Consider the following 12,648-nt stretch of genomic DNA (forward strand, 5'->3'; position numbering starts at 1 on the left):
TCCTTGTCGGTGGGGTACGGCGCCTGCGGAACGTTCGGTGCGAGCGGGACCGTCAGCCGACGTCCCAGAGGAAGCGGTGGGTGTGGATCCCGAAGTAGGGGAAGTTCTCGACGGCCGTGACGCCCTCGACCGGGCGCACGACGTCGTTGACGAAGTCGAGGAGTTCGGCCGGGCGACGGCAGACGACCTCGACGAACAGGTCGAAGGTGCCGGCGGTGAGAACGGTGTAGACGACCTCCTGATGGCGCGACAGCGCGTCGGCCACCGCCCGGGAGTCGCCGTCGACACGGACGCCGAGGAGTGCCATCGCCTGGCTGCCCATGGCCACGGGGTCGGTGACCCCCACGACCTGGACCGCCTTGGCGTCGATCAGCCTCTGCAGGCGCTGCCGGGCCGCCGACGGCGACAGCCCCACCTTGGGTCCCAGCTCCGCGTAGGGAATGCGCCCGTCGGTCTGGAGCTCCCGCAGGATGGCCCGGTCGATCTCGTCCATGACTGCCCTTTCCGCCTTGCTCATGAATCGACTGTACAACCGTTCCGCGCCTCGGAATAGCCTTCCACGCTCGATTCCATCGTCGTGGCGATGGAATCGAGCGTCCAGGGAGTACGCGACCGCCGCGCCGGCCGGGAGGCAACCCGAGGTGCGGCCGGCGCGTCCTCCCCCACACGACGCGCCGGCCGCACCCGCGCCCGGCCCCACCGGACAGGACACGTGATGAGCGACAAGGCCCGCATCCTCTTCGACGCGCTCGACCTCGACCGGGACGGCACGCTCACCCGCACCGAGGTCATCCGGGCACTGCGGGAGAAGGGGCCCACCCTGGCGGCCCAGGGCGCGATCCCCTTCTGGGGCGTCGGGGACGTCGACGACTCCGCCGCCCTCTTCGACGAGGCCGACCAGAACGGCGACCGCGTCCTGAGCTTCGAGGAGTTCGCCGCGGTGGTCGACCGCCGCTTCGGCTGGTGATCCGCCGATGTGCGCGTAAAGTGTGGGCGGGCGCGGCGCGATCATGAGGAGTGCATGTGACCGCGGTCAGCCTTGAACACGCCACCGTCCCCGCCGACACCGGCGAGGTGACCCTCCTGATAGCCCGCCGGGTGGAGCCGGGTCACGAAGCCGCCTTCGAGCAGTGGGCGCACGGCATCCTCGACACCGCGGCCGCCTTCCCCGGCCATCTCGGGTACGGCCTCTTCCGCTCATCCGGCGGCGACGCACCCTGGTTCCTCGTGCACCGGTTCCGGGACTCGGAGGCCTGCCGGACCTGGCAGGAGTCGCCCGAGCGGGCGGCCTGGTTCGCCGACTGCGAGGGGCACCACCACACCGAGATCGCGCGCCGCGAGCTGACCGGCATGGAGACCTGGTTCGCCAAGCCGGGTTCGACGCGTCCCGCGCCGCCCCGGTGGAAGATGGCGCTCAGCGCGACCCTGGCGATCTACCCGATCTCCGTGCTCGGCGGCCTGTTCCTCGTGCCCCGCCTGACGGCGCTCCCCCTCCTGCTCAGCGCCGCGATCACGGCCTGCGTCTTCAACGTGCTGATGACCTACGCGGCCATGCCGGCCGTGAGCCGTCTGCTGCGCGGCTGGCTCACCCCGTAGCCGCGGGATCGGCGGTGCCGAAGGCGCGCCGGTAGGCGGCGGGCGAGATGCCGAAGGCCGTCCGCATGTGCGCGCGCAGGGAGTTGCCGGAGCCGATGCCCGCCCGGTGCGCCACGAGGTCGATGGGGAGGTCGGTGGTCTCCAGGAGCTGTTTGGCCAGCTCCAGGCGCTGTGCCGTGAGCCACTGCACGGGCGTCATCCCGACCTCGTCCCGGAACCGCCGGGTGAACGACCGCAGGCTCATCCGGGCGTGCTCGGCGAGCCGGCCGAGGGTGAGCGGCTCCCCGAGGTGTTCGAGGGCCCACGCGCGGGTCGCGGTCGTGCTGGCGAGGGTCGGCTCGGGCACCGGCCGGTCGATGAACTGGGCCTGCCCGCCGTCCCGCCACGGCGGTACGACGCACATGCGGGCCGCCCGGTTGGCGGCCGCGGCACCGTGGTCGCGGCGGACCATGTGCAGGCACAGGTCGACCCCGGCCGCCCCGCCGGCCGAGGTGAGGACGTCGCCGTCGTCGACGAAGAGCACGTCCTCGTCGACCTTGACCCCGGGATACGCCTGCCGGAACTCCGGGGCCAGGTTCCAGTGGGTGGTGGCCGGCCGCCCGTCGAGCAGACCCGCGGCGGCGAGCACGTACGACCCGGAGCAGATGGACACCAGACGGGTGCCGGGCCGGATCCCGGCGATGGCCGCGGCGACCTCGGGCGGCAGCGGGCCGCCGCGCCCCAGCTCCGGCATGGCGTGCGTCGGCGGGACGACGACGGTGTCGGCCGCGGCGAGCGCCTCGGGGCCCGCCGCCGGCTGGACGACGAAACCCGCGTCGCTCGGGACGGGCGCGCCGTCGGCGGTGCAGACGGTGACCTCGTACAGGGGGCGGCCCCCGGTGCCCTCGGCGCTGCCGAAGACGCGGGAGGGGATGCCGAGCTCGAAGGGCGGCACCCCGGGCAGGGCGAGCACCGCGACGCGGTGCACCCGGGGAGCCGTCTCGTCCGGTGTCGTGTCGTCCATGGCCAAATCCTGGCACATAGTGGCCAGGCGGCCAACACCAGGAGGAGCCGGGAGACGGGATCGTGAACGGGTCGCCGCCGGAGAGGTCCCGGCGGAAGCCGACCGAGAAGGAACGAGGCGGAAAGCATGCGTGCGGTGGTCGTGGAGCGGTGGGGCGGTCCGGAGCAGCTCGTGGAGCGCGAGGTGGAGCGCCCGGAGCCGGGCCTGAACGAGGTGCTCGTGCGGGTGCACGCCGCCGGTGTGAACCCGGTGGACTGGAAGACCCGCGCGAGCGGCGGCCTCATCGAATGGGGCCCGCTGCCGGCCGTCGGCTGGGACGTCTCCGGCACGGTCGAGGCGGTGGGGCCGGGCGTCGGGCACCTCCGCCCGGGCGACGAGGTCTACGGCATGCCGCTGTTCCCCCGGCAGGCCGGCGGGTACGCGGAGTACGTCGTCGCACCGGCCCGTCACCTCGCGCCGAAGCCGGCGTCCCTCAGCCACGTGGAGGCCGCGGCCCTGCCGCTCGCCGCGCTGACCGCCTGGCAGGCCCTCGTCGACGCGGCGGACGTACGGCCCGGCGAGCGGGTGCTGGTGCATGCCGCGGCCGGCGGCGTGGGCCACTTCGCCGTCCAGATCGCCAAGGCACGCGGCGCGTACGTCATCGGCACGGCCAGCGCCGCCAAGCACGGGCTGCTCCGGGAGCTCGGCGCGGACGAGGTGATCGACTACCGCGAGACCCCGTTCGAGGACCTCGTCTCCGACGTCGACGTCGTCCTCGACGGCCTCGGCGGTGAGACGGCCGAGCGTTCCCTTAAGGTGCTGCGGACCGGGGGCCGGCTCATCACCCTTCCCGGCCCGGACGACGTGCCCGCCGCCCCCGACGGCCTGCATGCCGCTTGGGTCATGGTCGAGCCCGACCACCTCGGCCTGCGCGAGATCACCGCCCTCGTGGACGGCGGCGCGCTCCGCCCGGTCGTCGACACCGTCCTGCCGCTCGCGGAGGCCGCGAAGGCCCATGAGCTCGGTGAGCTGGGACGTACCACCGGAAAGATCGTCCTGTCGGTCGTCTGAGGCCCTGGTCCGGCGGGCCGTCCCCGACCGGCCGGGGACAGGCCGAGAATGGCTCGTTACAGTGGGTCGCATGCCTCGAACCTCTCCCTCAGTCGCTCTCGACGCCATGCTCGCCGGCAACGCGCGTTTCGTCGCCGGGACCCCCGACCACCCCAATCAGGACGCCGCACGTCGTGCGCAGCTCGCCCCCGGACAGGAGCCGTTCGCGGTCATCCTCGGCTGCTCCGACTCGCGCCTCGCGGCCGAGATCATCTTCGACCAGGGGCTGGGCGACCTGTTCGTCGTGCGGACCGCCGGCCATGTCCTCGGGGCCGAGGTGCTGGGCAGCATCGAGTACGCCACGAGCGTGCTCGGCTGCCGGCTCGTCGTCGTCCTGGGGCACGACTCGTGCGGCGCCGTCGCCGCGGCCCGGACCGCGGTGGAGGACGGACTTCCGGCGGCCGGATTCGTACGGGACGTGGTGGAGCGGGTGACGCCGAGCATCCTGGCGGCCCGCGCAGCCGGTCTGACGGAGGACAGCGACATCATCGACGAACACATAAGGCACACGGCGCAGTTGCTCATGGACCGTTCCCGCGTCCTGTCCGAGCAGGTGCGGACGGGCGAGGTGGCCGTCGTGGGCCTGGCCTACCAGCTCGCCGAGGGCAACGCCCGGCTTGTCACCTCCCACGGCGTCGAGAACGCGGAGTGCACGACCTCATGACACAGCGATTCGACTGCTCGGATCCCTCGGCCCGCCGGGCCGGCATCGACGCGGCGGTGGCGGCGCTCGGACAGGGGCGGCTCGTCGTCCTGCCGACGGACACCGTCTACGGTGTCGGCGCCGACGCCTTCGATCCGCGGGCCGTCGCCGGTCTCCTCGCCGCGAAGGGGCGGGGCCGCCACAAGCCCTCCCCCGTGCTCGTCGGCTCGCGGGAGGCGCTCGACGACCTGGTCGTCGACCTGCCGGAGACGGCCGAGGCGCTGATCGAGGCGTTCTGGCCGGGCGGTCTGACGCTGGTGCTCCGCCACCGACCTTCGCTCTCCTGGGACCTGGGCGAGACCGGCGGCACGGTGGCCGTGCGGATGCCCGATCATCCCCTCGCCCTCGACCTGCTCGCCGCAGCCGGTCCGATGGCCGTCTCCAGCGCGAACCTCACCGACCGGCCCTCGCCGGAGGACTGCGACGCGGCCCTCGGGATGCTCGGGGACTCCGTGTCGGTGTACCTCGACGGCGGCAGGACCGCCGGCCCGGTGTCGTCGTCGATCGTCGACCTCACCGGCGACGTCCCGGCCCTCGTGCGGGAGGGTGTCCTGTCCTTCGAGCAACTGGCGAAGGTCGTACCCGGTCTGATCGTGCGCTGACCGCTTCCCTCCCGCTTCACCGGAAGGGGTCCCGGTGCCGGAAGAAGTCCCGCCACCTTCCCGGTGAGCGGGAACCGGCCCCTGCGCCGGACCGCCCCTCCCTGACAGGCTCCCCTCCGCTGTGGTTCCACCGCCCGCGCCCCGCCCGGGGGGTCGGGGCAGCAGGGAGGACGTGACAGATCATGAGGGGCGCGCAGACCATCGCCAGGCTCGCGGACTGGGCCGCGGAGCGGTACGGGGATGAGGAGGCCCTCGTCTTCGGCGAGGAGCGCTGGACGTTCGCGGAGCTGCGCGACCGGGTCGACCGGGTCGCGCGCGCGGTGATCGCGCAAGGGGTGCGCCCGGGCGACCCGGTCGCCGTGTGGGCGCCCAACAGCGCGCGCTGGGTGGTGGCCGCGCTGGGCGCGGTGGCGGCCGGCGGGGTGCTCGTCCCGGTGAACACCCGCTACAAGGCGGCCGAGGCCGCCGACATCCTGCGCCGCTCCCGCACCCGGCTGCTCTTCACCGAGCACGACTTCCTGGGGACGGACTACCGGGCGCTGCTCGCCGCCTCGGGGGAGGAACTCCCGCTCCTGGACCGGACGGTGACCCTGCACTCCGGTGACTGGCCGGACTTCCTGTCCGGTGCGGACCGGGTGACCGGGGACGAGCGGCGGGCCCGTACCGCCACCGTGCGCCCCGAGGACACCGCCGACATCCTCTTCACCTCCGGCACCACCGGCCGCCCCAAGGGCGTGCCCACCACCCACGGCCAGAACCTGCGCGTGTACGACGCCTGGGCCCGCACGGTGACCCTCCGGCGCGGCGACCGCTACCTCCTCGTCAACCCGTTCTTCCACACCTTCGGCTACAAGGCCGGCATCCTCGCCTGCCTCCTTCGCGGTGCCACGATCGTCCCGGAGCGGGTCTTCGACGCGGATGCCGTCCTCGCCCGGCTCCAGGACGAGCGGATCTCCGTCCTGACCGGCGCGCCCACGATCTTCACCTCCCTCGTCCACCACCCCGAGCGCGCGGCGTACGACCTCACCTCGATGCGGATGGCGGTCACGGGAGCGGCGAACATCCCCGCCGCGCTCATCGAGGAGATCCGGACGACCCTCGGCGCGCGGAGCGTCAGCACCGCGTACGGGCTCACCGAGTCCACGGGCGTGGTCGCGATCTGCCCGCCGCACGAGTCGCCGGAGACCCTGGCCCGCACCTCCGGCACGGCGCTGGAGGGCACGGAGCTGCGCGTCGACGCCCCGCCCGGGGAGCCCGGCGAGATCCTCACCCGCGGCTACCACGTGATGCACGGCTACCTCGACGACCCCGAGGCCACCGCCCGGGCCGTCGACGCGGGCGGCTGGCTCCGCACCGGGGACGTCGGCGTCCTCGACGAGCGCGGCTTCCTGCGGATCACCGACCGCCTCAAGGACATGTTCGTCGTCGGCGGGTTCAACGTGTACCCGGCGGAGGTCGAACAGGTACTGCGCGGCCACCCGGCCGTCCTGGACGCCGCGGTCGTCGGCGCGCCCGACGCACGGCTCGGTGAGATCGGCGTCGCGTACTGCGTGACCACGTCCGGAGCCCCGGTCGACGCGGTCGAGCTGACCTCGTACACGCGTGAGCGGCTGGCCAACTTCAAGGTCCCGCGCGCCTTCCGCTCCGTGCCGGCCCTGCCGCACAACGCGGCGGGCAAGGTCGACAAGAAGGCGCTGCGGCGGCTGGCGGAGAACACCACCACCCGATGAGGAGTACGAACGTGAACGACAGCAACACCGAATCCGTCGATGTCGTCGTCATCGGAGCCGGCGTCACCGGTCTGTACGCCGTGCACAAGCTGCGCGGTCTCGGCTTCAGCGTGCGCGGCTTCGAGCGCGGGGACGACGTGGGCGGGGTCTGGTACTGGAACCGCTACCCGGGCGCCCGCTGCGACGTGGAGTCCGTGGACTACTCGTACTCCTTCGACGAGGAGCTCCAGCAGGAGTGGGACTGGAGCGAGAAGTACGCCGCGCAGCCGGAGATCATCCGCTATCTGCGCCACGTCGCCGACCGTTTCGACCTGCGCCGCAGCTACACCTTCGCCACCTCGGTGACCTCGGCCGAGCTGGACGAGGAGACGCTGCGCTGGACGGTGCGCACGGACGGCGGGGAGGTGGTGTCGGCCCGGTTCTGCGTGTTCGCCGTCGGCTGCCTCTCCAGCACGCACGTGCCGGACATCCCGGGGGCCGGGGAGTTCGCGGGAGCCACGTACCACACGGGCGCCTGGCCGCACGAGGGCGTGGACTTCGGCGGACTGCGCGTCGGCGTGATCGGCACCGGCTCCTCCGGCATCCAGGCGATCCCGCCGATCGCCGAGCAGGCGGCGCACCTGACCGTGTTCCAGCGCAGCGCCAACTTCAGCATCCCCGCGGGCAACAAGCCCCTGGACGAGGAGACGCGTCGCCGGCAGAAGGCCGGTTACGCCGAGCGGCGGCGCCTCTCCCGGCTCAGCGGCGGCGGCTCGCCGCACGCGGCGCACCCGTCGGCGACGTTCGAGGTGTCCGCCGAGGAGCGGCGGGCCGCGTTCGAGGAGCGCTGGGAGCTGGGCGGCGTGCTGTACTCGAAGACGTTCCCCGACCAGCTCACCGACCGCGCGGCGAACGACGAGGCGCGCGCGTTCTGGGAGGAGAAGGTCCGCGCCCTCATCGAGGACCCGGCCACCGCCGACCTCCTCGTCCCCACGGACCATCCGATCGGCACCAAGCGGATCGTCACCGACTCGCACTACTACGAGACGTTCAACCGTGACGACGTCGAGCTGGTCAGCCTGCGGGAGAACCCGATCGACCGGATCGACGCCACCGGGATCGTGCTCGCCGACGGCACCCGGGTGGAGCTGGACGCGATCGTGTTCGCGACCGGTTTCGACGCGATGACCGGGGCGGTCGACCGGGTGGACGTCCGGGGGCGGGGCGGCCGGAGCCTGAAGGAGGCCTGGAGCGGGGGTCCCCGCACCTATCTGGGCCTGGGTGTCGACGGCTTCCCGAACCTGTTCAACCTCACCGGTGCCGGCAGCCCGTCCGTCATGGCCAACGTGGTGCTCTGCGCCGAGCAGCACGGCGACTGGCTCGCCGACTGCCTGCGCCATCTGGACGAGCACGGCTACCGCGCGATCGAGGCGAGCGAGGAGGCCGTCGCGCAGTGGGTCGCGCAGTGCCGCGACCGGGCGGCGGCAACGCTGTTCCCGGCGGCGAACTCCTGGTACCTGGGCGCCAACATCCCTGGAAAGCCACGGGTGTTCATGCCGTTCATCGGTGGCTTCGGGGTGTACGGGGAGATCATCGCGGACGTCGCGGACTCGGGGTACAAGGGGTTCGAGCTGATACGGGGCTGACGCGGGCCGTGACGCACGTGGGCGCCCCGCCTCCACCTGATCCGGTGGGGCGGGGCGCTCACGTGCGTCATTCCCCGTGCAGTGCCGTACGCAGGGCGGCGAAGGCGGTCGCGCGGGCCTCGGCCGCCGCCGGCAGGGCGCCCGCCATGGAGAGGAAGCCGTGGAACATCCCGGCGTGGTGGCATGCCTCCACGGGGACGCCCGCGGCGGTGAGGGCTTCCGCGTACGCCAGGCCGTCGTCCCTGAGCGGGTCGAAGCCCGCGGTGACGAGCTGGGCCGGCGGGAGCCCGGACAGGTCGGCGCCCGCGAGCGGGGCCGCGTAGGGGCTGGTGCGGTCCACGGGGTTCTGCAGGTAGCCGTCCCAGTACCAGCGCAGGTGGTCGGCGGTGAGGAAGTAGCCCCGCGCGTTCTCCCGGTGCGAGGGGCGGGAGCGGGTGGGGTCGAGCATCGGGTAGTAGAGCGCCTGGCAGGCGATCTCGGGGCCGCCCCGGTCGCGGGAGAGCAGGGTGAGGACGGTGGCGAGGTTGGCGCCCGCGCTGTCCCCGGCGACGGCGATCCGGCGGCCGGGGAAGGCCGCAGCCGTCCACAGCAGGGCCGTGTAGGCGTCCTCGGGGGCGGCGGGGAAGGGGTGCTCGGGGGCGCGGCGGTAGTCGACGGAGACGACGATCGCCTCCGTGGCGCGGGCGAGGTCGCGGCAGAAGGCGTCGTGGCTGTCGAGGTCGCAGAGGACGAAGCCGCCCCCGTGACAGAACACGATCACGGGGGCGGTCTCGTGGACGGCCGGGTCGTAGACGCGGACGGGCACGCCGTCGGCGTCCTCGTCCGCGACGCGGGCGACGGGGGGCGGGGGGACGGCCGGCCTGGGCCGGGCGGCGAAGAAGGCGCGCACCTCGGCGATGTCCGTCATCTCCGTCGCCAGCGGGGGGAAGCCGGCGGTGGCCAGGTCGATGACGGCCTGGACATCGGGGTCGGGTCGGTTCACGCGTCCGCTCCTTTCGGGTTCCGGTTCACGCGTCGGTTCCTTTCGGGGTGAGGAGCGGCATGCGGCCGGCCGACGCGCCGCCGTCCACGGCGAGTTCGGCGCCGGAGAGGTAGGAGGAGTCGTCGGAGGCGAGGAAGGCGACGAGGCGGGCGACCTCCTCGGGCTCCCCCACGCGTCCGAGGGGCGCGGCGGGATGCTCCTTGGTGTCGAGGTGGGCGGTCATCGCGGTGGCGATGGCTCCGGGGTGGACGGAGTTGACCCGGATGCCGTCCGGGCCGAGTTCGAGGGCGGCCGTCTTGGTCAGGCCGCGCAGCCCCCATTTCGCGGCTCCGTAGGCGCCGTGGCCCCAGATGCCCTGGAGGCCGGCCTGCGAGGAGATGTTGACGATGGAGCCGCCGCCGCTCTCCCGCATCGCGCCCGCGACGGCGCGGATGCCGAGGAAGGGGCCGATCAGGTTGACGCGGAGGAGCGCCTCCAGGCGGGCCGGGTCCTCCTCGGTGATGGGCGAGGTGGAGTAGACCGCGGCGTTGTTGACGAGGACGTCGAGGCGGCCGAAGGCGTCCAGGGCGGCGGCGACGGCGGCCTCCCAGGAGTGCTCGTCGGTCACGTCGTGGTGGACGAAGCGGGCGGCGGCGCCGAGGGAGGCGGCCGTCGCCTCCCCCTCCGCCTCCAGGACGTCGGTGAGGACGACCTTCGCCCCGAGGGCGGCGAACAGGCGGGCCTCGGCCTCGCCCATGCCGCGGGCCGCGCCGGTGACCAGCGCGACCTTTCCTGTCAGATCGACGGGCATCAGCGGTTCTCCTCGGTGGGTCGGAGGGTCGGGCCGGTCGTCCACCCGCCGTCGACGGCCAGTTCGGCGCCGGTGACGTACGAGGCGGCGTCCGAGAGCAGGAAGGCGACCGCCCGCGCGATCTCCTGGGGCTCGCCGACCCGGCCCATCGGTGTGTGGGGGTACTTCCCCTCGCCCCGCTCGATACCGACGTGCGCGGTCATCGGGGTGTGGATCATGCCGGGGTGTACGGAGTTGACGCGGATCCGGTCGGCTCCGAGTTCGACCGCGCCGAGCTTGGTGAGCCCGCGCACGCCCCACTTGGCCGCGCCGTAACCGGCGGTCCTGGCGAGGCCGAAGAGGCCGGCGGCGGAGGAGATGTTGACGATGGAGCCGCCGCCGTTCTCCCGCATCGCCGGGATCACGGCCCGCATGCCGAGGAACACGCCGGTGAGGTCGATGTCGAGGACCTGCCGGAACGCCTCGGCCGTCTGCTCCTCCAGGAGGTGCGAACCGCCGGAGATCCCGGCGTTGTTGACCAGGCCGTCCACCCGGCCGAAGGTCTCGACCGTGAAGGCGACGGCCTCGCGCCAGTCGTCCTCGGAGGTGACGTCGTGGCGGAGGAAGCGGGCGTGGCCGCCGAGCTTCTCGGCCGCCGCCCGCCCCTCCTCCTCCCGTACGTCGGTGAGGACGACCCGGGCGCCGGACTCGACGGCCACCCGGGCGGCCTCCGCGCCGATGCCCCGGGCCGCGCCGGTGACGATCACCGTCCTGCCGCGCAGATCCGTCACCGGGACGCTCACCTCGTCTCGGCGGAGCGCGTACGGGCGATGTCGTCGACCGCGAGCCAGCTGAACGTCATGGCGGGGCCGATGGTCGCGCCGGGGCCCGGGTAGGTCTCCCCCATGACGGCGGAGGAGACGTTGCCGGAGGCGTACAGGCCGTCGATGGGCGTGCCGTCCTCCCGCAGGACGCGGGCCGTGGCGTCGGTGACGAGGCCGCCCTTGGTGCCGATGTCGCCCGGGTGGACGGGGATCGCGTAGTACGGGCCCTTGTCCAGCGGCGCCAGGTTCGGATTGGGCAGCGTCGGGTCGCCGTAGTAGCGGTCGTAGACGCTGTCGCCACGGTGGAAGTCCTCGTCGCGGCCGGCGCGGGCGAAGCCGTTGAAGCGGTCGACGGTGGCGCGCAGCCGCTCCGGGGCGACGTCGATGCGCGCGGCCAGCTCCTCCACGGTGGCGGCCTTCCTGACGAAGCCGCTCTCCAGCCACGGCTTGGGGAACGCCTGGCCTGGGAAGAGGCCCATGAAGATGTAGCGGGCCCGGGAGGTGGCGTCGAGGATCAGCCAGGACGGCACGGTGCTCGCCCCGGGCCTGTCGTTGGCGTACATGGCGTCGACGAACTCGTGGTACGGGGCGGCCTCGTTGGCGTAGCGCTCCCCCGCCGCGTTGACGATCACCATGCCGGGAACGCCGCGGTCGGCGACGAGGAAGAACGGCTTCCCCTCGGGGGGCACCACCGACGGCGCGCCCCAGACCTTGTCCATCAGGTCGGTCGCGGCGCCGAGGGCCACGGCCGGCTCCAGGGCGTCGCCGGTCTGGCCCTCGGCGGCGGAGCTCCACTCGGTGGAGGTGGGCGAGGGCAGGTGCTTCTCGCGGAGCCGCTGGTCGTGGGAGAAGCCTCCGGAGGCGAGGACGACGCCGCCGGTCGCCCGGACGGTGACCTCCCTGCCGTTCCTGGTGATCCGGACGCCGGTGACCCGGCCGTCCTCCTCGACGAGGCCGGTCATCGGGGCGGAGAGCCACAGGTCCGCGCCGAGGGCGTCGAGCGAGTGCCGCATGCGGGCGATCAGCGCCTCGCCGAGGGAGAGCGGTTCCCTGCCGGTGAGCTTCGCCCCGACCGCCTGGGCGCCGACCTTGAGCGCGGTGCGGCGACCGGCCCAGGTGCGCGCCACCATGTTCAGCTGCCGGAAGTCCTTGGAGGTGATGGTGAGGCCGTACGTGGGCAGGCCGGCGCGGCGCATGGTGGCGCGCTGCTCGGCGCCGAGCTTCTTGAAGTCGAAGACCTGCGGTTCGATCGAGCGGCCCTGCGGGTAGCCGCCGAGCCGCTCGGGGTAGTAGTCGGAGTAGCCGGGGGTGTAGACGAACCTCACGTCCGTGCGGTCGTGGAACTCCCGCACCATGCGCGGTCCGTGGGCGACGTAGGCGTCCTTGCGTTCGGCGCTGACCCGGTCGCCGACGGTGGCGTCCAGATAGGCGCGGGCCTTCTCGGGGGTGTCCCCGAGCCCGGCCTCGTCCAGGTGGAAGTTGTCCGGGACCCAGATCGCGCCGCCCGACAGGGCGGTCGAGCCGCCGTAGACCACGGTCTTCTCCAGCACCAGGGCGGTCAGGCCGCGCAGCCGGGCGGTGAGGGCGGCGGCCATGCCGGCGGCGCCGGAGCCGACGACCACCACGTCGTACGTGTGGTCCCACTGGTCGTTCATACGGGTCTCCCTGGTCGTATCAGGTGGGTCGGCGGCCGGGGCGGGCCGTCCTCCGCCCCGGCCGCCGAGT

At 73.2% G+C, this 12,648-nt stretch carries 13 protein-coding genes; 7 read left to right on the forward strand and 6 right to left on the reverse strand.

All coding sequences use genetic code 11. The annotated features are described in order from the left end of the window. Positions 1–52: 52 nt before the first annotated feature. The gene (locus tag ACH4TP_RS08000; RefSeq protein ID WP_389224913.1) at positions 53–493 is read right to left on the reverse strand and encodes an Lrp/AsnC family transcriptional regulator; all 441 of its coding nucleotides are present in this window, start codon (positions 491–493) and stop codon (positions 53–55) included. Between the two features lie 222 nt (positions 494–715). Here ACH4TP_RS08000 and ACH4TP_RS08005 point away from each other — a divergent pair, with 222 nt between their 5' ends. Beyond that, complete coding sequence (locus tag ACH4TP_RS08005; RefSeq protein ID WP_398179280.1) at positions 716–967, forward strand: EF-hand domain-containing protein; 252 nt, start codon at positions 716–718, stop codon at positions 965–967. A 56-nt stretch (positions 968–1,023) separates the two neighbouring features. Continuing rightward, positions 1,024–1,596, forward strand: coding sequence for an antibiotic biosynthesis monooxygenase (locus ACH4TP_RS08010; RefSeq protein ID WP_398436445.1), 573 nt, complete (start codon positions 1,024–1,026; stop codon positions 1,594–1,596). Here the strand turns inward: ACH4TP_RS08010 and ACH4TP_RS08015 are convergent. Next, a complete protein-coding gene (locus tag ACH4TP_RS08015) occupies positions 1,586–2,599 on the reverse strand; it encodes a GlxA family transcriptional regulator (protein ID WP_398436447.1) in 1,014 nt (337 codons plus the stop codon). The genes ACH4TP_RS08010 and ACH4TP_RS08015 overlap by 11 nt on opposite strands. Positions 2,600–2,725: 126 nt before the next feature. On the opposite strand from ACH4TP_RS08015, the gene ACH4TP_RS08020 reads away from it, so the two are divergent. The 5 genes from ACH4TP_RS08020 (at position 2,726) to ACH4TP_RS08040 (ending at position 8,348) form a co-directional block, all read left to right on the forward strand. Continuing rightward, positions 2,726–3,649, forward strand: coding sequence for an NADP-dependent oxidoreductase (locus ACH4TP_RS08020; protein ID WP_389224818.1), 924 nt, complete (start codon positions 2,726–2,728; stop codon positions 3,647–3,649). Between the two features lie 70 nt (positions 3,650–3,719). Next, on the forward strand, positions 3,720–4,352 hold the full coding sequence (locus tag ACH4TP_RS08025) for a carbonic anhydrase (protein ID WP_389224816.1): 633 nt from the start codon (positions 3,720–3,722) through the stop codon (positions 4,350–4,352). Beyond that, entirely contained in the window at positions 4,349–4,993 is a 645-nt protein-coding gene (locus tag ACH4TP_RS08030) for an L-threonylcarbamoyladenylate synthase (protein WP_389224814.1), read from the forward strand. The genes ACH4TP_RS08025 and ACH4TP_RS08030 overlap by 4 nt, the downstream gene beginning before the upstream one ends. 182 nt (positions 4,994–5,175) lie before the next feature. Beyond that, entirely contained in the window at positions 5,176–6,723 is a 1,548-nt protein-coding gene (locus ACH4TP_RS08035) for a FadD3 family acyl-CoA ligase (RefSeq protein WP_398436449.1), read from the forward strand. Positions 6,724–6,734: 11 nt separating this feature from the next. Further along, positions 6,735–8,348, forward strand: a complete 1,614-nt coding sequence (locus tag ACH4TP_RS08040) for a flavin-containing monooxygenase (protein WP_398179270.1) — start codon at positions 6,735–6,737, stop codon at positions 8,346–8,348. 67 nt (positions 8,349–8,415) lie between these two features. Here ACH4TP_RS08040 and ACH4TP_RS08045 read toward each other — a convergent pair whose 3' ends face one another. From ACH4TP_RS08045 to ACH4TP_RS08060, 4 genes are read right to left on the reverse strand one after another with little or no spacing between them, the layout of a single operon-like run. Then, the gene (locus tag ACH4TP_RS08045) at positions 8,416–9,330 is read right to left on the reverse strand and encodes an alpha/beta hydrolase (protein WP_398436451.1); all 915 of its coding nucleotides are present in this window, start codon (positions 9,328–9,330) and stop codon (positions 8,416–8,418) included. A gap of 25 nt (positions 9,331–9,355) precedes the next feature. After that, positions 9,356–10,120, reverse strand: coding sequence for a glucose 1-dehydrogenase (locus ACH4TP_RS08050; protein ID WP_398436452.1), 765 nt, complete (start codon positions 10,118–10,120; stop codon positions 9,356–9,358). Further along, complete coding sequence (locus ACH4TP_RS08055) at positions 10,120–10,890, reverse strand: glucose 1-dehydrogenase (RefSeq protein WP_398436454.1); 771 nt, start codon at positions 10,888–10,890, stop codon at positions 10,120–10,122. The genes ACH4TP_RS08050 and ACH4TP_RS08055 overlap by 1 nt, the downstream gene beginning before the upstream one ends. Before the next feature lie 8 nt (positions 10,891–10,898). Continuing rightward, positions 10,899–12,578, reverse strand: coding sequence for an FAD-dependent oxidoreductase (locus ACH4TP_RS08060; RefSeq protein WP_398436456.1), 1,680 nt, complete (start codon positions 12,576–12,578; stop codon positions 10,899–10,901). Between the last annotated feature and the right edge of the window lie 70 nt (positions 12,579–12,648).

Origin of the sequence: Streptomyces sp. NPDC021012, assembly GCF_044333355.1 — a bacterium.
Classification (GTDB): domain Bacteria; phylum Actinomycetota; class Actinomycetes; order Streptomycetales; family Streptomycetaceae; genus Streptomyces.

What these genes read in the sequence shown, in the direction of transcription:
- ACH4TP_RS08000 (WP_389224913.1), bottom strand. Translation starts at nt 493, where the DNA reads ATGGACGAGATCGACCGGGCCATCCTGCGGGAGCTCCAGACCGACGGG.
- ACH4TP_RS08005 (WP_398179280.1), top strand. Translation starts at nt 716, where the DNA reads ATGAGCGACAAGGCCCGCATCCTCTTCGACGCGCTCGACCTCGACCGG.
- ACH4TP_RS08015 (WP_398436447.1), bottom strand. Translation starts at nt 2,599, where the DNA reads ATGGACGACACGACACCGGACGAGACGGCTCCCCGGGTGCACCGCGTC.
- ACH4TP_RS08020 (WP_389224818.1), top strand. Translation starts at nt 2,726, where the DNA reads ATGCGTGCGGTGGTCGTGGAGCGGTGGGGCGGTCCGGAGCAGCTCGTG.
- ACH4TP_RS08025 (WP_389224816.1), top strand. Translation starts at nt 3,720, where the DNA reads ATGCCTCGAACCTCTCCCTCAGTCGCTCTCGACGCCATGCTCGCCGGC.
- ACH4TP_RS08030 (WP_389224814.1), top strand. Translation starts at nt 4,349, where the DNA reads ATGACACAGCGATTCGACTGCTCGGATCCCTCGGCCCGCCGGGCCGGC.
- ACH4TP_RS08035 (WP_398436449.1), top strand. Translation starts at nt 5,176, where the DNA reads ATGAGGGGCGCGCAGACCATCGCCAGGCTCGCGGACTGGGCCGCGGAG.
- ACH4TP_RS08050 (WP_398436452.1), bottom strand. Translation starts at nt 10,120, where the DNA reads ATGCCCGTCGATCTGACAGGAAAGGTCGCGCTGGTCACCGGCGCGGCC.
- ACH4TP_RS08060 (WP_398436456.1), bottom strand. Translation starts at nt 12,578, where the DNA reads ATGAACGACCAGTGGGACCACACGTACGACGTGGTGGTCGTCGGCTCC.